The organism is Ureibacillus galli, assembly GCF_014836845.1.
GTDB lineage: Bacteria > Bacillota > Bacilli > Bacillales_A > Planococcaceae > Ureibacillus > Ureibacillus galli.
This window is the reverse complement of sequence record NZ_JACSQA010000004.1, coordinates 78,620-102,974: the sequence shown is the minus strand read 5'-3', so window position 1 is coordinate 102,974 and position 24,355 is coordinate 78,620. Positions and strand designations below refer to the sequence as shown.

Below are 24,355 nucleotides of genomic sequence, written 5' to 3'. Positions count from 1 at the left end.
TTTCACCTTTAACAACAACCATTTTTCGGATGCATTTCATCAACGATTGCTTGAATGGCTTCATCAAAACTATAAATGGTCCCACCAAACCCTTTTCGGAATTGTTTTGCTTGTTTCTTTGATTCAAAAACAATGACCTGTGGTTGGCAACAATTCAGTTGGATATCCGCATTCAAAAGATAGATAGCCGTTTTTGCACTGATTGTTGTATCTTTTAAAAAGTCTCGGCAAATCATTTGAGAGACGTCCTGCTCAATATCCTTATATCGCAAAAGCGCGCAATGGGGACAACAAGCTTGCTCAATTTGTTGGTTCTTTTTGATTAATTGCACTGCCATTCTTGAAGTCGGTTCTTTTAAACAGTACGCACATCGATTTAATAAATTTGGAGTTTGTACAACAAGGGTAATCCCCTTGGATGTTTTAGAAACCTTTTGTTCATCGATTAAAGGTTTAATATCCCGATAAACTGTCATTTCTGAAACTCCTAATCTTTCACTAATTTCAGAAACTCGCAATGTCCCTTCTTGTTCTAACCATGTTAAAATTTGTTGTTGTCTTTTGATAGGTAACATTTATCTCCAACACCTACTTTTATTGTAATGACACGATTCTTCTACACCATTATAGATTTAATCATTAGGGATAGGTGATAAATTTTGTGAATTAATGTTGAACTTTAACAAATTTGCAACAAATAACTCCCTTTTAATACGCCTGAAAACATAAAAAAACCTAACAACAAACGCGTTACGCATTGTCGTTAGATTTTGTATCCATATGTCAATATTCTCTATCCGAACACGGTTATTGCCTCTAAAAGATCACCGATAAAATATGATATAACTACATTTAGGACAGCTAAAAAGATGATTGAAATGGCAATCGAATGATTTTTTAACATATCCCCATTCACAAACTTCATTTTCGGGATAGCGAAATCCTTTTTTACTTGGTTTAAAACATCATTTATGTCTAATAACACTTCCAGATAAACAAAGAAAAACGGAAGTCCGATTAACCAAACGCTTTCACCCATAGAACTCATCGGGAAGAACAGCACCATCAAAACAACCCATACCATGAATACTATTTTGAGCAGTGACCTGATGATGACCGTAATCAACTCCCAATTTAAACAACCTAAAGCGATAAATAAACCAACCGCTATAATATTCATTTGGATGACCGATTCCAAAAGCTCACTATACGTTGTTCCTTCAAGGGCTTTCACCCATAAAAATAGCGATGATAAATAAATTACGATACTGACTATTAAGAATAAAAATACTTTTGGAAGACTTAACAAATGTTTACGATTTTCTACTTTCTCCCTTTTAATCCTTTCAGCTCTCGATAACATTTTAACCTCCCCATATATCAATTGGAATGCATTTATGTATTCAAAATCGTTTCCCTAAATAAAAATCAAAGCCCCGCCAAAATGAGGCTTTCCTTTAATATACCAATAATTGACACAATTACCCAACAATCTTTTGATAAGTTCCCTCATCACAGATGATAAATAATTTCGCTCCGTCAGGAATTTGCTCATGATGACGGCGGGCAATGTCTAAAGAGCTCCCTTCTGAAATTAAAATGGCGCCCATATCAAACAACTCGATTGAAGCATCCCGGTATGTTTTCCATTCGGGTTTGGCGTTAATCTCATAAAGATTCTCCCCGTCGGTGTTGCTTAAAATTTGCTTAAATAACTTACTCGAACCGTGATGGAGGGCTGCTTGCGCCATCAGTCGGGAAACCGAATCGTTGGACAGAATGAATTCATCCACATTGGCATGTTCAAATAAAGCAATATGTTTATCTTTCTTTATTTCGACTATCGTATAAATATTTTGATCGTATTTTTTCGAGATATGCTCCACCCTGGAAGCAGTAAGTAACGTTTTTCCATCGGCATATTCGGCAAAATTTTGTTGATCATCGGAAAAGATAGCGACGGATTTTGCTTCCAGAATATTTGCCTTCATCAGGACCTCTTCTTCAGCCGGATTGCCACTTATAAAATGAACTTTGTCGTATTCAATCGGGCAGCGCTCCCCGTGATCAATAATGACCACATCCCCTTTATAGCCACCACTTACAATTTCCTCTACGACATTTTCCAGTTTTTCTTTTGATGACCCGATTAAAATATAATGGTCCTTTCCTGAATAGCTCAATCGCCCCTCCTCCTTCATTCTTCGATATGTGCTAAAGCTCTCGAATACTTTCCCGATAATAATCCCCATTCCACCGATACCGACCGTATAAAGGAGAATCATCGTAAACAGTCTTCCAACGTCACTTTGCGGAAAATAATCGCCATATCCAACCGTTACAAGGGTCGTCATCGTCCACCATAGGGCATCGATGAATCGTGGGAACGTTTCCGGCTCAACCAGTCTCATCGTAATACTACTTATTAAAATGAGAGCAACTGTTAAAAGGGCAGCCTGTAGGAGTGAAATCTTTGATATTTTCGAGAAAATTTTATGTAAAATCCACATACTCCTTACCCTTCTCCCTTTAAAAGTCCAACAGGTAAGTAATAGGAAAGATTATTTGTAATCGTTCCCCCTACTCTATAGCCTATTGCAGATGGTTTTCCATTTAATAAAAAGCTTCCAAGTAAAAGCTGACCTTGTTGGACACCCTTTTCACTTTGAAAAGTTACCGTTGGGTGTTCAACAAATTGCTGATAGACCGGTAAAAATTCCGAATAAGATTTTTGGGCATCTTGATGTACAAGTTGACCATCCCCATTAAAAATTTCTACCGTGTCACCTTCCCTTCCAAAGGACGGCTTTTTCACGAAGGGAACTCCCTTTTCTAATAATGGATCCGACTCCAAATAAGTTGGAAGAAAGTATTCTTCTATCCATTCGTGTTCTTCATCTGTATAGAAAGGATGGCGCTCTTCATGCAGACCCCAAATAATTGCTTGAACTGCTTTATTTTGTAGTAAAAAGGCAGATGGAGGATTCATGATCATCAGTTTCCCTTCCTCCACCAACTCCAACAACCATTGGCCAATCGGGTTTCCTTCATCGTCTTCGTCCGTTATTAAACTTTCAATCGGGAAAGTTTGGCGGTAAAGAAGATCGATTTTCACGCCATCCTCATCAAAGAGACCGACTCCCCTTTGAATTTGTAGCTGATGAAGGGGCGTGAATTTAGATGGCACTCCCCTTTGAAGAAACAGTACCGTTTCCCTATCCTCAATGTTGTCCTCGTGGGCTGTAAATACAATATGAGGGGATGGATGGGCAATACTTTCATTAATACTATGTCGAACCGCTTTTCTTAAAAGAACTTCCATTCCTTCATTCGGATTGGCCACGCCAAAGTCGCTACAAACGAACCCATTAATCGAAAATAACTCTTTAATGAATGTCGGTGTATCCGCATTAATTTCGATACATTTATAACTGTCTCCATAAGGAATTAAATCCAGCCGAGAAATGACACTCTCAGCTGGAATGGTTTTTAATCTTAGAAAAGAAATCGTCTCCTTTGGGAAGCCCATTTCGAGTAATGTTTCGTCGGGCGCATTTCGAAGTAAGGAAGCACTTTTAAAAAAGATTGTTCCGATACGTTCACTAATTTGGCGAATGCGGGTTACTTCTTCTTCTTTTAAAAGCTTTATATCATATAGGGCATATTCCTCCCCATACAGGTCAGCCCAAAATCCTTCTATATTTCGGTAAAATTGTTGGCGTTTTGTATGATAATCAACTGACTCCTTCACGCTGTTCCCTCTCCTACATCCTTGACATATAGGACATAAACTCCCCGGTCCTCATCGATTTCCGTTGAAGTTACGAGTTTTTGTCCGATGCCCGGTACATCGACGACATCCTTTACAAGGTAGCGAAGGACATCGAAGTGGGAAGGACAAGGAATGCGAGATAATAACGGGAAATTATTCCGTTCATCAGGGCTACGAAACTCGATATGGACGCCCATACCACGAAAACTTTTTTCATCTTCTCCTGGGTAGTTTCTGCCGATTTCTTTAATCACTAAAATCTCTTCTTCCCCAAGCATTTCATTGGAAGTGAGTTCGTATTGGGTTCCTCTTAAGATGAAGTACGTACATAACTGCCTCGCGTAAAATTCATCGATTCCAACATTGGCTGTTGTATATTCATAAAATGGCTCATAATGGCCATTTCCTTTATCGAGATAGTAAGTTAATGCTTTCATTGTCCTTCCCCACCCTAACTAGTAAGATAAACAGTTGGCAATAATCCAACCAACGGCTAACGATAAAGATAATAACATCGTTCCTACTGCTCGATTATCCTCTTCGATTGCTTGATGGATACTAAAGCGAATCGTTAACACTTCCGCTAAAATAAAGACGATAATTTGAGCGACAATTCCGATTGCTCCCCAAAGTAACATGTCAAGAAGAGAAACCGAATATTGTGCTGCCGCACCTAATACAATTGCTAAACCAAAAATTTTCCCTCCAAGGGACATTGCTGCCGTGACATTTTTTTCAGCGATTAAACGAAATTCCTTTAATTTCGGTGTACTGATCGTAAATAAAACAACTCCTACGATAAGAAGCAGTAAAGAAACCCCTACATACGATGCAAAATTAAGATATAAATTCATTGTGTACCTCCCTTTTTAACTTCTATTTTTCATAAAGGGGGTTCTTATCCCCCGTAGCTTTTTGATCCACTGCCAAAGCCAGAGCTCTTGTTCACAGAAGAACTACTTTTCGAGCTCTTAAAACTTGAATTCTTTAACAGGGAGTTTTTATCTTTATAATAAGAGCCGCCATAATAATAATGACCATAATAGCTAGAATGTCTGTCATCACATTCCCATACACCATCATCGTTATCCCATTCCCAATCATTACAATATTGATCATCAGGAGGAGATCCTTCAGCAGTATTTGAACCACATCCAGCTAATCCTAGCGTCAGTGCAGTCGACGTAACACCTACCATGACCTTTCTCGTTTTCCCCAATCTCTTCACCTCTTTTCTTTTACATTTACGAGCAATTTTGTAAAAAGATTCAACTTCTCTCAAGGGTCGTCATACCATACGATTTCCCCATCCTATTTATGCTAAAAATCGAATGAACCTTTACTATTGTAGTGCTTACAAACTTGGAAGGAAATAGGAAATAAATCGGATTTACGCCTATTGAATTTGGAGGAAATATTGCGTATGAACAATACACCTTTGAAGGAACCATCAATTATACCCAACATAAACTACAACTAAAGATAAAGGAAGTAGGTGGTTCAAATAAAAAGTTCTAAGTATTTAGATTTTCTTTCCCAGTTCGGAGTCGGAGGGGCCCATCCTGGAGGACTTAGTTTAACGATGGAAGTGTTAAAAAATGAGTCGATTGACGAAACATCCCATGTATTAGATGTCGGTTGTGGTACGGGGCAAACGGCAGCTTATCTTACCTCTCGATATGACGCAAAAGTAACCGGCATTGACATCCATCCAATAATGGTAGAAAAGGCGAAAAAAAGAATGAAGAAGGATCAGTTACCGGTAGAGATTCTCCAAAGTTCCATCGAGAATGTCCCATTACAGGACGCTCAATTTGACCTTGTCCTCTCTGAATCCGTACTATCCTTTGCCAATGCATCCGTTGCCCTTAAAGAGATTTACCGTCTATTAAAGTCTGGTGGTCGTTTCATTGCGATTGAGATGACGATAAACCGCCCTCTTGATAAAACGGAGGAAACGGATCTTCAACAATTTTACGAGTTTCAATCCCTTTTAACAGAAAAAGATTGGATTCATTTATTCGAGCAAACTGGTTTTCAACATATTCACATTCATCCTCAGCCTTCCCAACAACAAGACAATGCCGTTTTAGAAGATTATCATTTCTCCGAGTCGATTGAACCTGAAACGTTCGAAGTAATGGAGCAGCATTTTGAAAAAGTTTTAAAATATCAAGGGATTTTAGATTACCGTATTTTCACTTGTACGAAGGGATAAAACGCAAAAAGCACATCAACGATATTGATGTGCAGTGATGTATACGTGCTATCTAGGTCCTCTAAAGGCATTCAGAAAGGCTCCCAATTGCCTTACCATATCAACCCCGTTCCGAATCGTTCCGACATGACCGTAAATTTTATTTATATTATCAGGTAATCTTGTGAAAAAACCAGGTCGGGGTTGTTGGTTTCCGTTAAAAGGCGGTTGCTGTGGCCTCCCTGGATTGCGGTTAAAGGCACCCGGCTGTGGTCTTCCTTGAGCTTGGTTAAACAGCGGTTGCCCTCCCCGTCCTTGATGAGGAAAAGGTTGCCCCCCTCCTTGAAAAGGATTGAAAAACGGAGGCTCTACATCATAAGGGTTGAAGTATGGTTGTTCCTCCAAATTTTGATATGGATCGAAATACGCTTCCTCTCCTCTTCCTTGAAACGGGTTAAAGAACGCCTGCTCTTCCTGATACGGATAGAAGGGCTGTTCTGCTCCTTCATACGGATTGAAATAAGGCGTCTCTTGTCTACCTTGATTGGACTCATAGGATTGTTGTTGCCCTCTAGCTGGATTGGAAGGTCCAAAACCAGATCTATACATCATTTGCTGTTGCCTTCGTCTAGGATTGGGCGGATAAAATGGCATCAATTCACCCCCTATCAGGGTTAAACTTTAAAATTAGTATATGGTGAATCTTTGCTAGTACCTAGACTTTTGGGGACACTCCATCATAAAAACTTAGTGACAATACAGTTTTAAAATTTCATGTAACTTTTCTTTCATACAGTCAATTAATTCTATAGGGCCATTGATCAATGCTTCTTTCCCATAATCGATAAAATAGTTTGCAAAAAAGGACAAATCTTCTTCCGAAATCTCACCTATTAAATACCCCGAACCATCTTCTCTCACGTGTAAAAACACGCCCGGATAGCTCGCCTTTTTAAATTTTTCTATCCCTTTGTCCGTCAACTCCACATGTAATGGATAAGTGACTTTATTTTTATCGATTAAATTAAAACGATTTTTCAAGTGTATTTCCGATAGATTAATCGGTGGCGTTTGTTCATCCTCTTTTACCTGTTTAATCCGATCACACCTGAAAACACGATAATGATTTCTTAAAAAGCAATAAGCCGGGCAGTACCATTTTCCATCTTTCGCGTAAATACCAATCGGTTGAATACTTCGGTTACTGCTTTTTTCGATTGTTTCATAGTCGATGTTGATGACTTTCTGTTCGATAGCTGCCTCCAATAGTTGTTTTAAAAACGGCACCTCTTCTTGTTGGGTAATGGCATAAAAATCAACCCGGTCTTTCATTTGGTCAATTTTATCCCGCACATCTCCAGAAAGAGTTAAATAAAATTTCTTTTTGATTGATTCATACTCTGTATCAAAAGGAAGGGAAATGTAATGTCTTAATGCATGAATAGCATAAAAAATAGAAATCGCTTCATTTTCACTAAAAGCAATCGGAGGAAGAATTCTTTCATTTAATACTTGATAGCCCCCATGGGGACCTGGCTCAGAATACAGTGGAACCCCCATTTCACTTAATTCTTGCATATCTCGTAAAATCGTTCTTTTAGATACGCCAAATTCTTGCGCTAACTCCCCGACCGTAAATCTTTTCTTTCGATTCACCATCATAATGAGTTCATTTAACCTTTTCGCTTTAGACATGGATACCTCCAAATAATAAACAGTGACATTCGTTGTCACCATTGTAGTTTATAATCGACAATAGATACAAAAAATATATGATATCGGAGGAATGAAACATGTATGGTACCGTTGCAGATTTTATAAAGGAATGGAATAAGGAAGCGTTGTTAACGCAAAAAGTGTTGGAAGGTTTAACCGATTCATCGTTGAACCAACAAGTGTATGCGGAAGGTCGTACATTAGGAAGGATTGCATGGCATTTAACGACGACAATACCGGAATACTTATCCGATTTTGGATTGAAAATCAATGAAGTAGAAAATAAAGAACAGATTCCAAGCTCCGCAAGTGTTATCGTTAAAACGTTTCAAAAAACTAGTGCAGATGCTGCGAGAGTGATTGAGGAACAATGGACAGACGAAGATTTGAAGAAACGACAAATTGCCTTTGGCAGAGAAGAATCCAATGCTCAAATTTTAATGGGATTAATTAAACATATTATCCATCATCGCGGCCAAATGACTGTTCTCATGCGTCAAGCTGGCATAAAACCGTTCGGCGTGTACGGCCCACCAAAGGAAGATTGGTTTCAATTTGGAGTGGAAAATCCACCTCTTTAAAAGTTTCAAAGGCATTCTGGATATATGTTTATGAGATTTTGCTTACCAAAAGTCCAATTAGAACTACATGTGAAGGTTAGTTGAGGAGTATTGTTTAAATACTATGGATATTTATGGTAACATTTAATTAATTTATGGAATAATTACATAGGAGGTGTAAAATTTGGTTACAGAAGATAAAAAGGAAAAGAAAGACTTACACCTAGCTCTTTTTGTTTTTCCAGCAGCTAGTATTGGTGCATTTATCGGTTTATTAACCTATGTTAAAGGTTGGCTTTGATTGTATGCCAACAAAACATAGTGGGTTTATTAAATAGAAAATCGAAGTTTTCACTGAAAATAATGAGTTTTTCACGAAAATCAGCTAATTGGCATTTTATTTGCCAATTAGCTGTCATGTTTGTAATACCAATTTATTTTTGCTCTTCCACAATCTCTTCCACTTCACGTAATTGTTGTTTCACTTTGTCTAAATGCTGTTTATTTGCTTCAATCATATCCATATGTTCTTCATGTTGGACTGCATTGGAAAATGCGTTTTCTGCGTGGGCGATGGAATTGAAAGCATGCTCCACTGCTATTTCCTCTGGGTGGGACATCGCTTGCTTTACCGCGCGATCAGCCTTTTGAACCGAGTTGCCGAACAACGTACTTGGATGATCCTGTTTCCAACTTGTATCTGAATGCTTCGCCATATGTCTCTTCCCTTCCTACGCCAATTTTCGTTTCCACTTTAGTATTGAAATTTGGCTACAAAATATGTACGAAGGAAAGCTACAAATGTTGGACATATCTTTTTGTGATGGAGCAATACTAACAATACAACGAAAAATATTTAATTCGCATATCCGACTAATTCCATAAAGCCTTTCCCATAAATATTTTTTCTCTTTCCATTCGCTAAAATTTCCTGACCCGTTACAATACAAGCTCCTTCCCATATAGCTTGAAGCGGTCCGATAATCGGCATTTCTTGATTAGGGAAAGCAGCCTTCACGTTTATTTCCATTGAAAAATCAGGAATAACAATCTTCCATTCGATTGGATAATTCCCTTTCGTTTGCACACTTTGCCAATGTTTCAATTGTTGAAAATCCACATTTCTTGAAAAACGCAATGATCCGTCCCGTTCAATTAAATTGGCCATCGGAGAAAAGGTTTTCTCCCCTCTGGAATGCATCTCATTTAATAACAACTCTCGGCCATCACTTAATTGAAGACCAAACCAATTCCATCCTTCGTTTCCTTTTAATAATGCATAATCCCATCCCCATTGATGATCAAACCAACCTTGACCTGTTACTTTTTGTGTTCCTTGTTCCGTACGAATCTGTCCTTGAACTTCGTTTTTCGTAAAGGAGTAATAGTATAACTCATCTGGTTTAGCATCTTCACCAATAAGAGCAATGGATTTAAGCGGTGTAAATTGTAAATCGATTTCCAATTTTTCGTCGGCTAGTTGTACGTTAAAACGATCTTCCTTCTCACCGAAAAATGATACATGATGATCCCCATAAATAAGCTCGGTTGGATTATGTTTGATTGTCACTTCTTTCATTTGCGTATGGGGAGAAGGAATTTTTCCCTTCAACAAGCTTTTTTGCAATCTCCAAATGCGCTTATCTGCGGGACGAAGTAGTAAATACAGCGGAAGATAGAAGGCCTTTAAATTCCACTTTAATGTTGAGTCGATTTGGGAATAGTTATACTGAATTTCTTTATTCAAATCAATGAGAGAAAAAATTAAATAATGGCCTTTATTTAACTCGGTTTCCCCAATTCGAAAAAAGGAAGCCATTGTCGCATATCGGCCTCCTTTCTCCCCCGTAAGATAAGCAAAATAGTACCACCATTCCACATTTGAAAATAAATGGGGAGCTGTATCTTTCGGAAGGGAAACTTCATTAGAAAAGTTTTTCATCAACTTACGTCACACACCCTACTGTTTTTCAGTAAGATATGCACATCCGAATTAGAATGCGACCATTAATCGAAATCATCCCTCCACCATCATCAACGCGATTACAACGATTAATAATAAAAATGCATAAGCCCAGTCTTTTGTCACGACTTGTGTCGTTTGATAATACGTTCTCTCTTTTGTCCCTGTAAATCCACGGGCTTCCATTGCAATGGCAATTCGCTCTGCCTTTCGTATTCCCTGGCTAAACAGTGGGATGGAATATCGCATAAATGCTTTCCAACTATTTTTTTGTTTGTACCCTCTTACTTTATGGGCCGTCTTCATTTGCCTTAATTCCGATTGAAAGAGCGGGATAAATCGAAACCCGGCTAGTAATCCGTAAGCCCATTTTGGTGAAAGCTTACATTGATGAATTAAACTCATAATGAACAAGGTTAAATCGGTTGTAGAAGTAAATAATAAGCCATACGTGACAAAGCCTAACATTCTTAATGCAACCGTTAAGCCATTTGTGATACTTTCCTCCGTCACATGGAACCAAGCCCATTTCCAAATCGTTGTTTCCCCTTCGCCAAAGGCCGCCATCATCCAAAAGACAAGAATGGAAAACCCAAGGTATGGCACAAGCCGTTTGAAAAGGTACGAAATCCGCCAACCTCCTAACAAAATTCCCACGAATACACCGAGAATCCATATGAATAAGGTTACTTTTGGATTTGAGATTGTCATTAATAAAAACATGACAAATATGTGCGTAAATAACTTACAACTCGGATTTAAAGAAGCGAGGAATGAATCGTTTGCCTTCATACAAAAACAAGCCCCCTTCTTTCATGCATCAACTGGTAATGGAGTGGTGGGATTAATCCACATTCCCGCACCATCTTTACATCAGAAAATAATCCATACGGTTGGCCTTGATACATCACTTTTCCATCGTTAAAGAGAATAACTTGATCCGAATAGCGATCAACTAAATCCATATCGTGGGTCACCATTATAATGGTTGTTCCCTGGTCCTGCCTTTCTTTTAGACAACGAATCAGTTCATTCGCCGTTTTTTCATCTTGGCCAAAAGTAGGCTCATCGAGTGATAGTAAAACTTGATCGAACAATAACATTGTCGCCACACTTAATCGACGTTTTTGCCCTAAACTTAATGTAAAAGGGTGAGCGTCGCAATATCTTTCCAATCCAAATTCCTTTAATAATTGCATTGTTTTTGTTTCAATTAAATCCTTTGGCCAATTTCTTTGTCGGCCACCAAAGGCAATTTCGTCAAATACCGTATCTGTTATAAATTGATGTTCTGGATTTTGAAAAACAAAGCCAGCCTTTTCAAATAATTACCGATCGGACCATTTTTTTAATTCCTTATGTTGAAAGTAAAGTTGTCCTTTTTTTATAGGCTCTAAACCAATCACACTTTTTAAGAACGTACTTTTTCCACTTCCGTTTTGCCCTATAATAGATACCCATTGCCCCTTACGGATTTCTACATTAATGTCGCTAACAATCGTCTTTTTCCCATAGCCTATTTCCATATTTTCTGTACGAATCACTACGTCATTATTTCCCTTTTCTTTATTAACTAGCTTCGTTTCAAGTTTTTCAGATAGTTTCATCGATATAGGATGGGACGTATTCTCCACTACTTCCGACCACTTTTCAGGAAAAACCTTTGGTCGCCAAATCCCCGCTGCTTCCATTTCTTTTTGGAAGTTTTGAAGAATGTCCTTTGGTTTTCCGTCGGCAATCACAGTTCCACAATCATTTAACAAAATGGCTCGATCCATCCACTCGATACAACCATCTAATACATGTTCCACAAAGACCATCGTTTGGTTTGTTTGTTTCGAAAGTTGGTGCAATAAATCAAATATTTCCTGTCTACCTTTCGGATCGAGTTGGGCTGTTGGTTCATCAAAAAACAACACTTCAGGTTGTAAGGCTAACAGACAGGCCAACGCTAATCGTTGCTTCATTCCACCTGATAATGTTTCAATCGGTGTTCTCCTATCTACGTTCAAACCGACTTGCAACATTAAGTCGGCAATCATTTTGTCCATCTCATTTCGAGGAATAGATCGATTTTCCAGACTAAAGGCAATCTCTTCATCTACATGCAACATGCAAAATTGGGAATCGGGATCTTGGAACATCACGCCACCATTTTTTCTAGAAAATACTTCACCACTTACTTCGGCCTCAACATGCTCCGGAATAATACCAGCGAGGGCGGAAATCAAAGTTGATTTGCCACTCCCACTAGGTCCGAGGATTAATACTTTTTCCCCTTTATTTATGGATAAGGTTATATTTTGAAGCGATTGTTCAGAGCGATTATAGAAGCGAATAAATAAATTTTTACATCCTAGAAATGTTTCCATTGATCTCGCCCTTTTTTCTAGTTTGTTTCATAATTTCATATTGTTCTAGTACCCCTGTTTTGGCTAGGGCGTCGACTACTACTTTCCCTAACCATCCACCGAGAATCGCTCCGCTAATAATATGAATCGCTAATGTTGCAAAAAATACGCCCGTCGTATAGTAGCCAAAACCGTTAGCCACTAAGTTATAAACTATTCCTAAAACTCCTGCTAAAGCACCCGAAAGCATTAAAGTGAAGAGGTTGTAACGTTTATATCGAAATAGGGCAAAGGCGATTTCGGAACCAATCCCTTGAAAAACCCCTACTAATAGAGCCGATAAACCAAAGTGACTACCCGTCAGTAATTCAACAGCAGCTGCAGCAACCTCTGCGATAAAGGCTGCACCCGGTTTACGAATGATATAAGCAACGATGGGGCTAGCAATAACCCAAATCCCAAACATAAACCCTGCTCCTACTGGTCCGACTAGAGCGGAAATCGGAATCCAAAGGGTCGACCAGCCTAAATAAATGACACCACAAGCTACTGATAAAATAACCGCAAGGACGACTTCTTTCATCTTCCACTTCATTCTTTCACAGCCTCCATTTTCACAGGCCATTCTTCCAGTTGATAAGCCATATCCCAAAACATATATTCAAGCTGGCAACTGAGTAAAAAGTGACTTCGCATCTTTTCCTTTTCTTTCTCTGTTGCATTTAACGCCCATGTATCTAGACGTTCACAGAATTTTGTCGTAATAGAATCCGTACGGCTACCGTAGAAATGAATCCATTCGTAAAATGGATGGAATCGATCTGGTTTAACGTCATTTAATAATTTCTTCCCTATCTCCCAATACGTCCATGGACAAGGCAATAAAACAGCTAAAATTTCGCCTAACGTTCCTTCATGGGCAACGGTCAGCATATGACGAATATATTGATGAGCAGATGGCGATAACGGATATCCTTGTAAATCTTCGTATAGTACACCTGCGATTTGGCAAAAGTTTTGGTGCGGATGGGTTTCACTGTTTAAAATAAATGCTATTTGCTGGTTAAACATGGCCATATCTTCACGATTCTCGCACTTTGAAATGGCAATTCCATAGATTCGTATAAAGGAACTTAAATACTCAAAATCTTGTTTGACGTAATGGATTAATTGTTCCCTTTTTAAATCTCCCTTTGCGATTCCTTGTACGAAAGGATGTTCAAAAATTGCGTTAAAGATAGGAGTTGCTTCCCTCCTAAGTTCTGCTGAAAAATTCATGTTAATTCCTCCTTATTGGTTATAATCGGAAGACGTTCATTGGAGCCATTTTTCCTTCAACAACGAAAAAACCGCTCCAAAAAATGGAGCGGCAGAATAATTTTAAACATACCCATGCACGGACTCCACTTTCCTACGCTAGTATGAACTAGATCAGGTTCAAAGGGTCCAGATTACTCTGTCTCAGCCAAAACGGCTCCCCTAGTGGTCTTTCCTATTAATTTAATTTTCACTCTACATCCGATTATTTTAAAAGTCAATTCAAATTTTTCCAAGAAGGTACAATTTAATCCGAAGGTACTATAGGTAGATAGTGATAAGGTAAATGCTTTTATAGATTATTTTTTATTTATAACGATACATCTTTTCCTTTTGGCTTGTTACTAGGCGCAAACCAACCGAGTAGGGCAATAGCTACTAATACTCCATAGAAGATTAGTGTCCAAGTAGTGCTGTGAGGGAAGTGATGATCCAACACACCGATATCCTCATGGGCAAGCGTGATTACAGCTAATTTAACACCAACCCAAGCAACAATTGCATATGCTGTAGTTTCCAAAGCTGGACGTTTATCAAGAAGTTGTACGAACCAAGTTGCTGCAAACTTAATTAAAACAAGTCCAGCAATACCTCCAAGTAAGACAACGATAAATTTACCTGCATCCATACCACCAAAGTCGCCTAGTGGGGAATCTGGAAGACCGAGGGCAAGAGCAACTGCGGCTAGAATAGAATCAATTGCAAAAGCAAGATCCGCTAATGCAATCTTCCCTACAGTAGCACCAAAACTTTTACCTGCTGATTCCTTTTCATCGTCCTTATGAATATTCTTATTATCTTTACCAAACCGTGCTTGAATGACATGCTTTAATCCTAGATATAGAAGATAGGCAGCCCCTATCGCCTGTATTTGCCACACATTGGCAATAAAAGAAATGGCAAAAAGTGCAGCAAATCTAAATACAAAGGCCAATAGGATTCCGTAATTTATAGCTCTTTTTTTATTTTCTTCAGGTAAATGCTTGGCAATTACTGCAAGGACTAGAGCATTGTCTGCTGATAATAATCCTTCCAATCCGATTAAAATCAACAATGTCCAGGCATACTCTAACCATAATGACTCCATTTTACAAGACCCCAATCTGTAAGTATTATGATAGGAAAAAATCTCTATAAATATAGACTTTCCTAATTAGACATAAGTATTCTTAGTGGTTTTGAAAGCAATTTTAGTGGTTAACCATTAAATTACTACTCAACTGCTAAGGTATATTTTTTCAAAGAAAGTGCTGAAGGTCAATATTTCATTAATTTCGACTTTACATCAATTGCACTTATACCTTGTATTATTTTCTTCCAACGACAAAGTGCCATTTTTTCCTTTAAAAACGAAAAACTTCTCAAAAAAAGGGAACGGTGTAATAATAGTAAACATCCCACTGTATGGACTCCACTTTCCTCTAGTAAACGAGATCTCAACTATTGATACATATATATTGCTCATTCACAGTGGATATTTCTGGGAAGCCACATTATATTTCGGTTACAGTTACTTTTAGTCTTTCTTTTTCTAACGCTTCTTCATCAAAATACACAATCCATGTTAATTTATTCTTTTCAACATGGGCATAGACCGCTTTTGTATTTTTAGAAATAGAGCAGAAAACTTTATGCACTTACTATCAGTTCTCTAAAGATTGAATCTATCAGGTTATTCACACTCCTTCCGAATCACTTTTAATTAAAAATACCATATCTTAGAAATTAAATTAAGTATTTTCTCATTAAAAAAAGACTTACCCATAAAGAGTAAGACTTGTTATTGTTTATCCTTCTTGTTTGGTTGTTTCTAACTTCACTTTAGCTTTATTTGGCATAAAGAATGTTAATAAAAGAGCAACTACGGCTAAAATCAGCATAAATTGATAGGCATCTCCCGAACTTAATATTGAAGATAGACTTGTCATTTCATCAGTAGAAAGTTTAGGATTTTCACTCCCTATCTTTGTTGCGTGAGCTGTCGCTTGGACCGTATAAACCGTTACAACTACCGCTGTTCCTATAGCCCCTGCTAGTTGACGAACGGTATTATTCACTGCTGAACCGTGTGTTCCTAAATGTTTTGGCAATGCATTCAAACCTGCTGTATTTAATGGCATCGTGATGCAGCTTAAACCAATTCGTAAAACTATCGTACGCATCATGACATATAGATACGTCGTTGATTCCGATAAATCCGTCACCGCCCACATGGAAGCAATGACGAAAAGTAATCCTGTGATAAACAACGGCTTTGCCCCGTATTTATCGTATATTTTCCCCGTTACAGGTGATAAAAAGGCATTGATTACAGCCCCTGGCAGTAACAATAATCCCGCTTCAAAGGCTGTAAATCCCCGACCCGTTTGCAGGTATATCGGGAGCAAAATTAAATCTGCGTACATCACCATCGTGACGAACACATTAATGATGGATGTGAGCGTAAACATTTTATTTTTAAAGACAGATAAATTTAATAATGGATCGACCGACTTGATTTGTCTTAAACAGAAAAGGAATGTAATCACGATGCCTAAACAAATCGACATAAGGACAACTAAATCATCCCATCCTTTACTACCGGCACTACTAAATCCATATAAAATACCACCGAATCCTATCGTTGATAATAAAACGCTCGGAACATCTAATTTCGCTTTCACTGTTTCCGAAACATTGACTAAAAATTTGTACGCAAGAACGATAACGATAAATGCCAATGGAGCTAATCCTATGAATAACCATCTCCATGAGACAAATTCAATAATAAAACCAGATAAAGTTGGTGCAATTGCCGGCGCAAAAATCATTGCAAACCCGACAATGCCCATGACACTTCCCCGTTTTTCTACTGGGTAAATAAATAAAATCACGCTCATCATTAACGGCATAATAATTCCTGCGCCAATGGCTTGAATCATTCGTCCTGACAATAACATGCTAAAATTCATCGCACAACCACAAAGAACCGAGCCGATGAATAAAAAAATCATTGAACTAATAAACAACTGTCTCGTCGTAAATCGTTTCATTAAAAATGCCGTAATCGGCACTAATACCCCGTTTACGAGCATAAATCCGGTTGATAACCATTGAACTGTTGTCGGACCTACATGAAAGATGTCCATTAAATCACTAAGAGCAACATTTAATAATGTTTGATTCAACGTTGATAAAAAACAGCCCGTTACTAGTACCATTAATAGTATTTTTTTATTTATATTTAGTTCCTCGTTCACCATTTGTTTCTCCTTCTCTTCTATTGCTTAATCAACACAATGTCGATAAAATTTATAATAACAAAGGAATTAGATGTTTCCTAACCACAATTTCCTCGAAAACGTTCACTACTCAACATGCGATATAACTGTTGTTGAGGAAGTTGAAAAAAATAGATAAAAGGAGGACGAAATGTTGATGACAAAAAAGGAAGATCCCCGTTCCATCCGGTCGAAAAAAATGTTCAAACATGCGGTTTTCTCCCTTTTAGCCGAAAACCCATCCATCGCCGATTTAACGGTTCAAAAAATTTCAAATCGTGCTGAACTGAATCGCACAACGTTCTATTTACATTACCAAGATATAAACGATTTATTAAAACAAATCACCGATGAAATTATCGACGAACTGTCGAATAAAGTGGATGATTTAATTCATATGAAGGACCTATCGAATCATGAACAATTCGTTATTTTATTAGATTTTTTATATGATCATCGAAAATTCATCGGGGTATTGTTTGAGATGCGAAAGTTTGAAAATGAACTATTTCATTTATTGAAAAAATTAGTAGCAACGAGGAGAGAAAATGCCGAAAAAGCAGTAATAAAAGAATATGTCGACATTGATATTAAAGTAGCCTCAATGACAGGAATCATTATGTGGTGGTTAAAGGATGGGATTCATTTTAGTTCAGAATATATTGCCCGACAAATGTACTTATTTCAAAGACCAACGAAAGAATAACATGAAAAATCTCACCTGCTTCATACAGATGAGATTTTTTCACCTATTTTGATTTCCAAACTTTTGCAATCGCCGTAATTCCTTGCGAGATTTCTTCCAATGATAAAGCCCCGTACCCTATGACAACTTTGTTCGAACTTTCCCCTGCTTGATCAAATTGGGAATAGGCATCAACGGTTACCCCTACTAAATTTGCCTTTTGTAAAGCTTGTTGCTCCGTTAAATAATCGGGTAAGTGTAAAACAATATGTAACCCCGCATCATCACCTGTAATTATAAACTCATCGCCTAATCGGGTTTTAATTTCATCGATTAAATGTTGTCGTTTCTCACTGTAAAGTTTTCGCATTTTCGCGATATGCTTTTCAAAATGCCCATCTTTCATAAAATGCGCCAGCACTACTTGATCTAATCGAGATATCATTGACTTTTCAAATTGCATAAACTGTTCGAAGGAATCTACTAAATGCATAGGTAAAATCATATAACTCATCCGTATGGAAGGAATCGTTGTTTTAGAAAAGGAACCGAAATAAATGACCCGTTCTTCATAATCTAATTGGGCTAATGGTGGAATCGGATTTCCTTTATAACGAAATTCTGCATCATAGTCATCTTCAATAATATAACTTTGATGAGCAGCGGCCCACTGTAACAATTCTCCCTTTCTTGTGATGGACATGATTGTTCCTTTTGGAAATTGATGAGCAGGTGTTGTATAAAGCAAATCTAGCGGAACAGTCGGGACCGTACAACCTTGTTCATCTACCGGGACAAGGGTTGGTTCAAGCCGGGACTGTTTCCACGTATAGTAAACTCGATGGAAACCAGGATTTTCAATTCCGACAGCAGTTGGTTTTAAAAATTGACTTAGCACTTTTAATTGTTGTTGGGTACCGTTAAAAATAAAAATTTGCTTAGGCTGACAGTGAATGCCCTTTGCCTTTCGTATGTACCGCGCAATTTGATTTCGTAAAATCGCTTCCCCTTGCCATTTTGCATTTGGCATGATATCGGCATGAATATATTCTTTCACATACTTCATCCATACGGAAAATGGAAAATAGTCAGCATCCACTTGGCCGTTCCGAAAACTAATCGTCGGATTTTCATTCTCTTCAATTTCTACTATAGGCTCAAAGGAATCTTCAAAGGAATAAGGAAATTCCACTTCCGAGACATAATAACCATTCCGTTCAATTGTATAAATAAAGCCCTCACTAATAAGTTGTTCATAAGCCGTTTGAACTGTTTGTATACTGACATTTAGTTGAGTTGCCAACAGTCGTTTTGGTGGCAACTGTTCGTGGGCATGGATGACGTTCGTTAAGACTTGTTTTTTAACTTGCTTATAAATGGCCATATATTTCGGTTCATCGGTTGAAAAGATAATTTGCAGTTCCATTTTGACGCTCCTTGGTATTGTTTAATAAACGTTTTTTGGTTATTTCTATCATATCAAAGCTAGTATTTAATAAATACAAGGAGTGATGAAAAATGGAAATATTACAAAATGACATCGTCAAACTAGAACCTATTAATCCTTCACATATGGACGGGATTCTTTCTGCCGCATCAGACCCCCGTATTTGGGAGCATATGTCGGTGGAATTATTTAGTAAAGAAAGTGTCATCCAATACGTGGAAGACGGCTTGAAAAAACGGGAGGCCGAAACCGATTATGTATTCGTCATTATCGACCAAAGCTCTCAACAAATTGTCGGCGCAACGTCTTATATGGACATTTCTTTTCAACATAAGCGTTTAGAAATAGGTTCTACCTGGCTAAATCCGAACGTGTGGCGAACAAACATCAACACAAACTGTAAATATTTATTACTACAATACGGCTTCGAACAATTGGGCATGCAACGTATTCAAATTAAAACAGGACACGAAAATGTTCGTTCCCAAAAAGCGATTGAACGGTTAGGAGCTGTAAAAGAAGGTATTTTACGCAATCATATGATTCGTAAAGAAGCAACGATTCGCCATACGGTCATGTACAGCATTATTCAAGAAGAGTGGAAAAGTATAAAAGAAAGATTTGAACTGCAATTGTTAAAATAACCATTAGCAAGCCTACTCAACCATTAAAGAGTAGGCTTGTCTTCTCTAAAAACTTCATTTTTGCTCCATTATAATCTTGATTAGCCCACTCGCTTCCAAAGGTCCTTTTAATATCATTTGAACTAACATCGAGGAGATCTCTTCTGGGGTTTGCTTCATATCTGTATTTAACCAATATCGTATAACCCCTAAATGAGCTGAAGAAATGAATTGTGTCATTACCTCTAACGGAATGTTAAGGTTTGACATATTCGGTATATTGGAGATATTTCGAAACATATTGTCTATAATGGTGTTTCTTAATTTTTCTTCAAATAATGGATCTCCCTTTGGACTTAAGATCACCTTTAAGAAAGAAGCATCCTTTTGGAAATAGTGAAATAAGTTGACTATAAAAGGTAGCGGCCTTCCTGATGAAAATAACTCCTTCATATTAGACGAATTCAACTCCCTCGCAATCCCTTCAATCTTTTGAAATATCTCCTGTTCACACTTCTCTAGTAAATCAAATTTATCTAAATAATGAAGATAAAACGTTCCTCGATTAATTTTGGCACGTGTGGCGATATCCCTTACGGTGACCGCATTAAATCCCTTTTCTTCTATTAACGAAATAAATGCATCTTTAATTTCCTTCTTTGTTTGCATCGTTTTTCGTTCATATTTCTTCTTTTCCAATTTCCATCACCCTATTTTCACTGGACATTTTCATCAAAAGTGATGAATTTTCAACACATCGATCATTTTTGCTTATCGATTCTTATTATTTTAAATCATATAATAAAACTGCTTTTAAATGAACACGATGTTGAATTTTGATTGGAGGTATGAAAATGGAAGGCAAAAAATATTTTGGATTAGCCTTTATAGCTGTACTCGTTTTATCCTTTGTTTTTATTTCGACTCAAATTCCCGCTGCCCATCAATCAATCAAAAATCTACCAATAGCGCTTGTTAATGAAGATGCCGGGCAAATGGGGCAAACACTGATCGATACCATTCAAGAAAATGGGAAAGCTATGAAAACGAATGATGAACCGATGATGAAATTTGATGTTCTGGAGAATGAACAGCAAATGAAAGAAGAAATGGCAGAGCAAAATTTCTATGGTGCAATCGTCATTCCTTCCGATTTCACTGAGAACTATATGTCTTTACAAACAGCAACACCGACTTCGCCGAAATTACAACTTTATGTAAACCAAGGGAAGAATATGAATGTAGCAAATGTCGTTAGCCAAACATTATCCGGTATAGTTGCACAAATGAACGAAATGATGAGTACTCAACTCCTTACAACGATGGAGCAAAATAATGTTTCACTTAATGTTGAGCAGGCTCGTATTTACACAGCCCCTATTAGTAATAATACGACTATGCTAAACGAAACGGGGAAATTAGGGAATGCACCATTATCATTATTTCAACCACTATGGATTGCAAGTATTGCAAGTGCCGTTATGTTGGCATTCGCGGGTAGAAAAAACATGTTCAAATCGGTTAACGATCAATTCAAATTCAAAGGGATTCAAGTACTTGTCGCCATTGCTCTAGGATTCGTAGTAGGCTTTGCTTTAACTTGGTACACAACGTTTATGTTAGATTTTGAGTATGATAGTTTTTTAACTGTTGCATTGTTTTTATCCATTACGTGTATTAGCTTTATTCTTTTAATATCTGCTGTTATTTCTTGGATTGGCTTAGGGGGCGTTGCTTTATTTGTTCTGCTTATGTTCTTTGGCCTACCTTTGCTCCAATTAGCTCCAGAAATGCTTCCGGAATTTTATAAAGATTGGATTTACCCATGGTTACCGATGCGTTTTATGTTTGATGGATTACGTGACATTCTTTTCTTTAATGGGGAAATTTGGAACAGCGCTACAACCATTTTAATTTGGGTAGCCATTGTGAGCGCCATTGTTCACTTAACTAAATCGTGGGTCTTAAAGAAAAACGTTGTTGAAGAAGTTCAAGAAGAAATATAAAAGTTTTATCATCAATTAATTTAAAAGGAATTGCATCCCTACTGGCATTGGGGCTGCAGTTATATTCGACTAAAACGAACTACTCTACAATCGTTGAAATTTGCCATGTGATGCCATATTTATCTTTTACTTGTCCGTATGAAGGACTCCAAAATGTTTCTTGAATCGGCATAACCGTTTTACCCTCTTTCGCAAGTTTACCAAACACTTCTTTTGATTTTTCTACATCATTTAAAAGGATGGCAACATCTACTTGAGATCCCATTTCATAAGATTCACCTGGGAAAATGTCCGATAACATCAAGAATGTATTCCCGATTCTTAAATTTGCGTGGACTATACGATTTTTCCCTTCTTCAGGAAGTGTAAATTCAGGGTTTTCAGGTAATTCCCCATAAGTTTGAATGCTTAATACTTCCGCTTCCAATACTTCCTCATAAAATTTCACTGCTTCTTTTCCGTTCCCATTCATTTTTAAATATGCATGAACACCTAAAATCATCAAAAGCACCCCTTTTCCATTTTCAAAAGAACATACGTTCGCGTTTATATTACCATACACTTCAAATTTTGGGAAGCGATAATTTAGAAAAGTACTTTATAATTGTTAAAAAATTCCTATATAATTAAGCTTAGGAGCGTGATGACATTGAAACTAATAAAAGAAGCTATTTGGAGATTAACTGAAATTATTACATTACTAGCAGTTGGCTTGCTTTTTACTATTTATATTTTGAAACCGATTTATAAACGATTTGGTATTGAATTTATAGGAAACGTATGGGTAAATTGGTTCGGTGTTTCTTATCTTTTATTTGTCCTATATACGATTAGCAGGAGTATTTGTTTCTAAGAAAAGTATGTTTAAACAACGACTGTCATCCACTATGTTTTGGCTTCTTTTTATCGGGTCCAGTTATATTGTTTTTATTCCGTTTATTAAGGGGGAAAATCCATTCTAACTATTTCGCTACGGTGAATATATGGGTTTCCTCTGAATTGCCGCAGCCTTCCAAAATATATTCTGTATCTTCTCCTGTTTGTACTTCCTCAATGGAACTACATGTTGTATGGCTAACGCTTCCTTGACCATACTTATCTCTCCGAGTATCGTAGGTTGAATTAATAATGTCTCCATCATACTCTAGAACATGCAAAATGGGATCTCCTTCTATTGTATAATGAACGATTCGAACTTCATCTGCTTTCCCTTTTTTTATGTTGCTAAGAAATTGTTCAAAGCGCTCGATATTTTGTATTCCATTAGGCTTATTTACTACATCATCTGGAGAAGAAATCAATTTAGGTATATCATCTGTATTATTTTGTGGACTTTGACAACCTGATATAAAAATCAAACTTAATAAAGCAAATAAACTATTTCTCATCTTCATATTTACCCCTCCTTTTACAATTTGTTGTTAATATTCGAAAAAAGTTTCATAGCATGTAACTTCACATAACTTTGATAAAAAATATGAAATCCAAGGAGAGCACAATGTAAAAGACCTTTTTGAAATACTTGAAAGAGCAGAAAAAAATAATCAGATGTAAATTAAATTTAGTACTCCTCCCCTCAATAACATTACATAACCGCTGGATAAATAAGGACTAATAAAAAAGAGCTAACCCTCCCGGATTAACTCTACTAAACTAATATTTCACAATTATTTTTTTCGTCATTAGACGAATTAACCAACAGTAAATGGCAATTAACACGAAAGTTCCGATTACAGAAAAAGCGAGGGGTAATTCTGTTATTGTTATAAAACTTGGAACTGGTAAACCTAAGCTAATGGATATTAAAATATCCTCAATATAAATTAAAACAAAGGCTAGCACAATTGATACGATACCGAATATACCGAATCGACTAAAGGCCGCGCCAATTAACCAACCCGCTACATAATAAGTGAAAATATTTATTGCGAAAATGAAGATAGCTAATAGCCAACTAGAGCTAGGATCTTCATACGGTGTGAAAATGATGGATAAAATTAAGTCTGCAATAAGGTGCCCTTCCGTCTCGTTCATCGATCCATCTAGTGGATTCATATTTACCGGAATGTTCAAAAGGTTCACGATGAAAGTTATTACTGCGGAAATAATCGCACCAGCAACTGGAATCGTAATCGCAAGGCCTAACGTGCCAATTAATGTCCCCTTGAAATAATCTTTTCTTGTAACACCATTGCTCACATAATGGGATAGTACGCTCACCGCGGAAATAATCCCAATGACAAGCATAAAAATATTAGAAGCAATGAATAATGAATCGAAATACGTATTTACGCCACCACTCTCTTTAAATAGTGAAGATACGATTTTAACATCACTCAATATCGATGACATGATTTTCACGAATTGAATAATGAGCATGACCTCCATAAAGCCAAATGCCCACGATCCTTGGACTAAAAACATATCCTTTGCTACTTTAGGATAAATTCGTGGCATC

The 24,355-nt window shown here is 37.3% G+C and carries 28 protein-coding genes, 1 pseudogene and 1 riboswitch; of the genes and pseudogenes, 6 read left to right on the top strand and 23 right to left on the bottom strand.

Features of this window, described 5'->3' with window-relative positions:
- Positions 1-8: 8 nt before the first annotated feature.
- The 7 genes from H9636_RS04995 to H9636_RS04965 all read right to left on the bottom strand — a co-directional run bounded on the left by H9636_RS04995 (position 9) and on the right by H9636_RS04965 (position 5,000).
- Positions 9-575, bottom strand: coding sequence for a DeoR family transcriptional regulator (locus tag H9636_RS04995; protein WP_191706525.1), 567 nt, complete (start codon positions 573-575; stop codon positions 9-11).
- Between the two features lie 218 nt (positions 576-793).
- On the bottom strand, positions 794-1,363 hold the full coding sequence (locus tag H9636_RS04990) for a hypothetical protein (protein ID WP_191706524.1): 570 nt from the start codon (positions 1,361-1,363) through the stop codon (positions 794-796).
- 118 nt (positions 1,364-1,481) lie between these two features.
- Positions 1,482-2,510 carry a potassium channel family protein gene (locus H9636_RS04985; RefSeq protein ID WP_191706523.1) on the bottom strand — a complete coding sequence of 343 codons (1,029 nt, stop codon included), beginning with the start codon at positions 2,508-2,510 and terminating at the stop codon, positions 1,482-1,484.
- Between the two features lie 5 nt (positions 2,511-2,515).
- Complete coding sequence (locus tag H9636_RS04980) at positions 2,516-3,751, bottom strand: glutathionylspermidine synthase family protein (protein WP_191706522.1); 1,236 nt, start codon at positions 3,749-3,751, stop codon at positions 2,516-2,518.
- Positions 3,748-4,209, bottom strand: a complete 462-nt coding sequence (locus H9636_RS04975) for an RNA helicase (RefSeq protein WP_191706521.1) — start codon at positions 4,207-4,209, stop codon at positions 3,748-3,750. The genes H9636_RS04980 and H9636_RS04975 overlap by 4 nt, the downstream gene beginning before the upstream one ends.
- Positions 4,210-4,227: 18 nt before the next feature.
- Complete coding sequence (locus H9636_RS04970; RefSeq protein WP_191706520.1) at positions 4,228-4,626, bottom strand: DUF350 domain-containing protein; 399 nt, start codon at positions 4,624-4,626, stop codon at positions 4,228-4,230.
- Positions 4,627-4,670: 44 nt separating this feature from the next.
- Positions 4,671-5,000: an aminotransferase yhxA gene (locus H9636_RS04965; RefSeq protein WP_318240994.1), complete on the bottom strand. Its 330-nt coding sequence runs from the start codon at positions 4,998-5,000 to the stop codon at positions 4,671-4,673.
- A gap of 267 nt (positions 5,001-5,267) precedes the next feature.
- Here H9636_RS04965 and H9636_RS04960 point away from each other — a divergent pair, with 267 nt between their 5' ends.
- Positions 5,268-5,990 carry a class I SAM-dependent methyltransferase gene (locus H9636_RS04960; protein WP_191706519.1) on the top strand — a complete coding sequence of 241 codons (723 nt, stop codon included), beginning with the start codon at positions 5,268-5,270 and terminating at the stop codon, positions 5,988-5,990.
- A 48-nt stretch (positions 5,991-6,038) separates the two neighbouring features.
- On the opposite strand, the gene H9636_RS04955 is transcribed toward H9636_RS04960, so the two are convergent.
- Positions 6,039-6,623 (bottom strand): hypothetical protein, encoded by a 585-nt coding sequence (locus H9636_RS04955; protein ID WP_191706518.1) that lies wholly within the window; start codon positions 6,621-6,623, stop codon positions 6,039-6,041.
- Positions 6,624-6,716: 93 nt separating this feature from the next.
- Positions 6,717-7,664, bottom strand: coding sequence for a helix-turn-helix transcriptional regulator (locus H9636_RS04950; protein ID WP_191706517.1), 948 nt, complete (start codon positions 7,662-7,664; stop codon positions 6,717-6,719).
- A 98-nt stretch (positions 7,665-7,762) separates the two neighbouring features.
- Between H9636_RS04950 and H9636_RS04945 the strand changes: the two genes are divergently transcribed.
- A complete protein-coding gene (locus H9636_RS04945; RefSeq protein WP_191706516.1) occupies positions 7,763-8,266 on the top strand; it encodes a DinB family protein in 504 nt (167 codons plus the stop codon).
- Between the two features lie 413 nt (positions 8,267-8,679).
- Here H9636_RS04945 and H9636_RS04940 read toward each other — a convergent pair whose 3' ends face one another.
- The 9 genes and pseudogenes from H9636_RS04940 to H9636_RS04900 form a co-directional block, all read right to left on the bottom strand.
- Positions 8,680-8,961 carry a DUF2564 family protein gene (locus H9636_RS04940; protein WP_191706515.1) on the bottom strand — a complete coding sequence of 94 codons (282 nt, stop codon included), beginning with the start codon at positions 8,959-8,961 and terminating at the stop codon, positions 8,680-8,682.
- A gap of 140 nt (positions 8,962-9,101) precedes the next feature.
- Positions 9,102-10,187, bottom strand: a complete 1,086-nt coding sequence (locus tag H9636_RS04935) for a lipocalin family protein (RefSeq protein ID WP_191706514.1) — start codon at positions 10,185-10,187, stop codon at positions 9,102-9,104.
- Positions 10,188-10,262: 75 nt separating this feature from the next.
- Positions 10,263-11,000 carry an energy-coupling factor transporter transmembrane component T family protein gene (locus H9636_RS04930; protein WP_191706513.1) on the bottom strand — a complete coding sequence of 246 codons (738 nt, stop codon included), beginning with the start codon at positions 10,998-11,000 and terminating at the stop codon, positions 10,263-10,265.
- Positions 10,997-12,580: pseudogene (locus tag H9636_RS04925) on the bottom strand (ABC transporter ATP-binding protein). The gene H9636_RS04930 and the pseudogene H9636_RS04925 overlap by 4 nt, the downstream one beginning before the upstream one ends.
- The gene (locus H9636_RS04920; RefSeq protein ID WP_191706512.1) at positions 12,558-13,154 is read right to left on the bottom strand and encodes an ECF transporter S component; all 597 of its coding nucleotides are present in this window, start codon (positions 13,152-13,154) and stop codon (positions 12,558-12,560) included. Before H9636_RS04920 ends, H9636_RS04925 begins: the two are co-directional and overlap by 23 nt.
- Positions 13,151-13,837 carry a thiaminase II gene (tenA, locus tag H9636_RS04915; protein WP_191706511.1) on the bottom strand — a complete coding sequence of 229 codons (687 nt, stop codon included), beginning with the start codon at positions 13,835-13,837 and terminating at the stop codon, positions 13,151-13,153. Before tenA ends, H9636_RS04920 begins: the two co-directional genes overlap by 4 nt.
- A 113-nt stretch (positions 13,838-13,950) precedes the next feature.
- Positions 13,951-14,050: riboswitch (TPP riboswitch) on the bottom strand.
- Between the two features lie 136 nt (positions 14,051-14,186).
- On the bottom strand, positions 14,187-14,963 hold the full coding sequence (locus H9636_RS04910) for a TerC family protein (RefSeq protein WP_191706510.1): 777 nt from the start codon (positions 14,961-14,963) through the stop codon (positions 14,187-14,189).
- Positions 14,964-15,369: 406 nt separating this feature from the next.
- A complete protein-coding gene (locus H9636_RS04905; protein ID WP_191706509.1) occupies positions 15,370-15,513 on the bottom strand; it encodes a hypothetical protein in 144 nt (47 codons plus the stop codon).
- 150 nt (positions 15,514-15,663) lie between these two features.
- The gene (locus H9636_RS04900) at positions 15,664-17,076 is read right to left on the bottom strand and encodes a DHA2 family efflux MFS transporter permease subunit (RefSeq protein ID WP_225230085.1); all 1,413 of its coding nucleotides are present in this window, start codon (positions 17,074-17,076) and stop codon (positions 15,664-15,666) included.
- Between the two features lie 211 nt (positions 17,077-17,287).
- On the opposite strand from H9636_RS04900, the gene H9636_RS04895 reads away from it, so the two are divergent.
- A complete protein-coding gene (locus tag H9636_RS04895) occupies positions 17,288-17,842 on the top strand; it encodes a TetR/AcrR family transcriptional regulator (protein ID WP_191706507.1) in 555 nt (184 codons plus the stop codon).
- 43 nt (positions 17,843-17,885) lie between these two features.
- Here the strand turns inward: H9636_RS04895 and pdxR are convergent, their stop codons facing one another.
- On the bottom strand, positions 17,886-19,247 hold the full coding sequence (pdxR, locus tag H9636_RS04890; RefSeq protein WP_191706506.1) for a MocR-like pyridoxine biosynthesis transcription factor PdxR: 1,362 nt from the start codon (positions 19,245-19,247) through the stop codon (positions 17,886-17,888).
- A 92-nt stretch (positions 19,248-19,339) separates the two neighbouring features.
- Here pdxR and H9636_RS04885 point away from each other — a divergent pair, with 92 nt between their 5' ends.
- Positions 19,340-19,912 (top strand): GNAT family N-acetyltransferase, encoded by a 573-nt coding sequence (locus tag H9636_RS04885; protein ID WP_191706505.1) that lies wholly within the window; start codon positions 19,340-19,342, stop codon positions 19,910-19,912.
- Positions 19,913-19,966: 54 nt separating this feature from the next.
- Here H9636_RS04885 and H9636_RS04880 read toward each other — a convergent pair whose 3' ends face one another.
- Positions 19,967-20,590 carry a TetR/AcrR family transcriptional regulator gene (locus H9636_RS04880; protein ID WP_191706504.1) on the bottom strand — a complete coding sequence of 208 codons (624 nt, stop codon included), beginning with the start codon at positions 20,588-20,590 and terminating at the stop codon, positions 19,967-19,969.
- Between the two features lie 155 nt (positions 20,591-20,745).
- Here H9636_RS04880 and H9636_RS04875 point away from each other — a divergent pair, with 155 nt between their 5' ends.
- Positions 20,746-21,897 carry a YhgE/Pip domain-containing protein gene (locus tag H9636_RS04875; protein WP_191706503.1) on the top strand — a complete coding sequence of 384 codons (1,152 nt, stop codon included), beginning with the start codon at positions 20,746-20,748 and terminating at the stop codon, positions 21,895-21,897.
- Between the two features lie 79 nt (positions 21,898-21,976).
- Here H9636_RS04875 and H9636_RS04870 read toward each other — a convergent pair whose 3' ends face one another.
- Positions 21,977-22,399, bottom strand: a complete 423-nt coding sequence (locus tag H9636_RS04870) for a VOC family protein (protein ID WP_191706502.1) — start codon at positions 22,397-22,399, stop codon at positions 21,977-21,979.
- A gap of 147 nt (positions 22,400-22,546) precedes the next feature.
- Between H9636_RS04870 and H9636_RS18980 the strand changes: the two genes are divergently transcribed.
- Entirely contained in the window at positions 22,547-22,750 is a 204-nt protein-coding gene (locus H9636_RS18980; RefSeq protein ID WP_225230079.1) for a hypothetical protein, read from the top strand.
- A 109-nt stretch (positions 22,751-22,859) separates the two neighbouring features.
- On the opposite strand, the gene H9636_RS04860 is transcribed toward H9636_RS18980, so the two are convergent.
- Together H9636_RS04860 and H9636_RS04855 are read right to left on the bottom strand one after the other, a co-directional pair.
- Positions 22,860-23,291, bottom strand: coding sequence for a DUF4362 domain-containing protein (locus H9636_RS04860; RefSeq protein ID WP_191706501.1), 432 nt, complete (start codon positions 23,289-23,291; stop codon positions 22,860-22,862).
- 259 nt (positions 23,292-23,550) lie between these two features.
- The gene (locus H9636_RS04855) at positions 23,551-24,354 is read right to left on the bottom strand and encodes a hypothetical protein (protein ID WP_191706500.1); all 804 of its coding nucleotides are present in this window, start codon (positions 24,352-24,354) and stop codon (positions 23,551-23,553) included.
- Position 24,355 lies beyond the last annotated feature (1 nt).

Excerpts from the sequence above, each read along its gene's own strand:
- H9636_RS04995 (WP_191706525.1), bottom strand. The coding sequence starts at position 575 with ATGTTACCTATCAAAAGACAACAACAAATTTTAACATGGTTAGAACAA.
- H9636_RS04900 (WP_225230085.1), bottom strand. The coding sequence starts at position 17,076 with ATGGTACTAGTAACGGGCTGTTTTTTATCAACGTTGAATCAAACATTA.
- H9636_RS04955 (WP_191706518.1), bottom strand. The coding sequence starts at position 6,623 with ATGCCATTTTATCCGCCCAATCCTAGACGAAGGCAACAGCAAATGATG.
- pdxR (WP_191706506.1), bottom strand. The coding sequence starts at position 19,247 with ATGGAACTGCAAATTATCTTTTCAACCGATGAACCGAAATATATGGCC.
- H9636_RS04860 (WP_191706501.1), bottom strand. The coding sequence starts at position 23,291 with ATGAAGATGAGAAATAGTTTATTTGCTTTATTAAGTTTGATTTTTATA.
- H9636_RS04945 (WP_191706516.1), top strand. The coding sequence starts at position 7,763 with ATGTATGGTACCGTTGCAGATTTTATAAAGGAATGGAATAAGGAAGCG.
- H9636_RS04870 (WP_191706502.1), bottom strand. The coding sequence starts at position 22,399 with ATGATTTTAGGTGTTCATGCATATTTAAAAATGAATGGGAACGGAAAA.
- H9636_RS04910 (WP_191706510.1), bottom strand. The coding sequence starts at position 14,963 with ATGGAGTCATTATGGTTAGAGTATGCCTGGACATTGTTGATTTTAATC.
- H9636_RS04935 (WP_191706514.1), bottom strand. The coding sequence starts at position 10,187 with ATGAAAAACTTTTCTAATGAAGTTTCCCTTCCGAAAGATACAGCTCCC.
- H9636_RS04920 (WP_191706512.1), bottom strand. The coding sequence starts at position 13,154 with ATGAAGTGGAAGATGAAAGAAGTCGTCCTTGCGGTTATTTTATCAGTA.
- H9636_RS04895 (WP_191706507.1), top strand. The coding sequence starts at position 17,288 with ATGTTGATGACAAAAAAGGAAGATCCCCGTTCCATCCGGTCGAAAAAA.
- H9636_RS04930 (WP_191706513.1), bottom strand. The coding sequence starts at position 11,000 with ATGAAGGCAAACGATTCATTCCTCGCTTCTTTAAATCCGAGTTGTAAG.
- H9636_RS04970 (WP_191706520.1), bottom strand. The coding sequence starts at position 4,626 with ATGAATTTATATCTTAATTTTGCATCGTATGTAGGGGTTTCTTTACTG.
- H9636_RS04855 (WP_191706500.1), bottom strand. The coding sequence starts at position 24,354 with ATGCCACGAATTTATCCTAAAGTAGCAAAGGATATGTTTTTAGTCCAA.
- tenA (WP_191706511.1), bottom strand. The coding sequence starts at position 13,837 with ATGAATTTTTCAGCAGAACTTAGGAGGGAAGCAACTCCTATCTTTAAC.
- H9636_RS04885 (WP_191706505.1), top strand. The coding sequence starts at position 19,340 with ATGGAAATATTACAAAATGACATCGTCAAACTAGAACCTATTAATCCT.
- H9636_RS04990 (WP_191706524.1), bottom strand. The coding sequence starts at position 1,363 with ATGTTATCGAGAGCTGAAAGGATTAAAAGGGAGAAAGTAGAAAATCGT.
- H9636_RS04975 (WP_191706521.1), bottom strand. The coding sequence starts at position 4,209 with ATGAAAGCATTAACTTACTATCTCGATAAAGGAAATGGCCATTATGAG.
- H9636_RS04875 (WP_191706503.1), top strand. The coding sequence starts at position 20,746 with ATGGAAGGCAAAAAATATTTTGGATTAGCCTTTATAGCTGTACTCGTT.
- H9636_RS04940 (WP_191706515.1), bottom strand. The coding sequence starts at position 8,961 with ATGGCGAAGCATTCAGATACAAGTTGGAAACAGGATCATCCAAGTACG.
- H9636_RS04950 (WP_191706517.1), bottom strand. The coding sequence starts at position 7,664 with ATGTCTAAAGCGAAAAGGTTAAATGAACTCATTATGATGGTGAATCGA.
- H9636_RS04985 (WP_191706523.1), bottom strand. The coding sequence starts at position 2,510 with ATGTGGATTTTACATAAAATTTTCTCGAAAATATCAAAGATTTCACTC.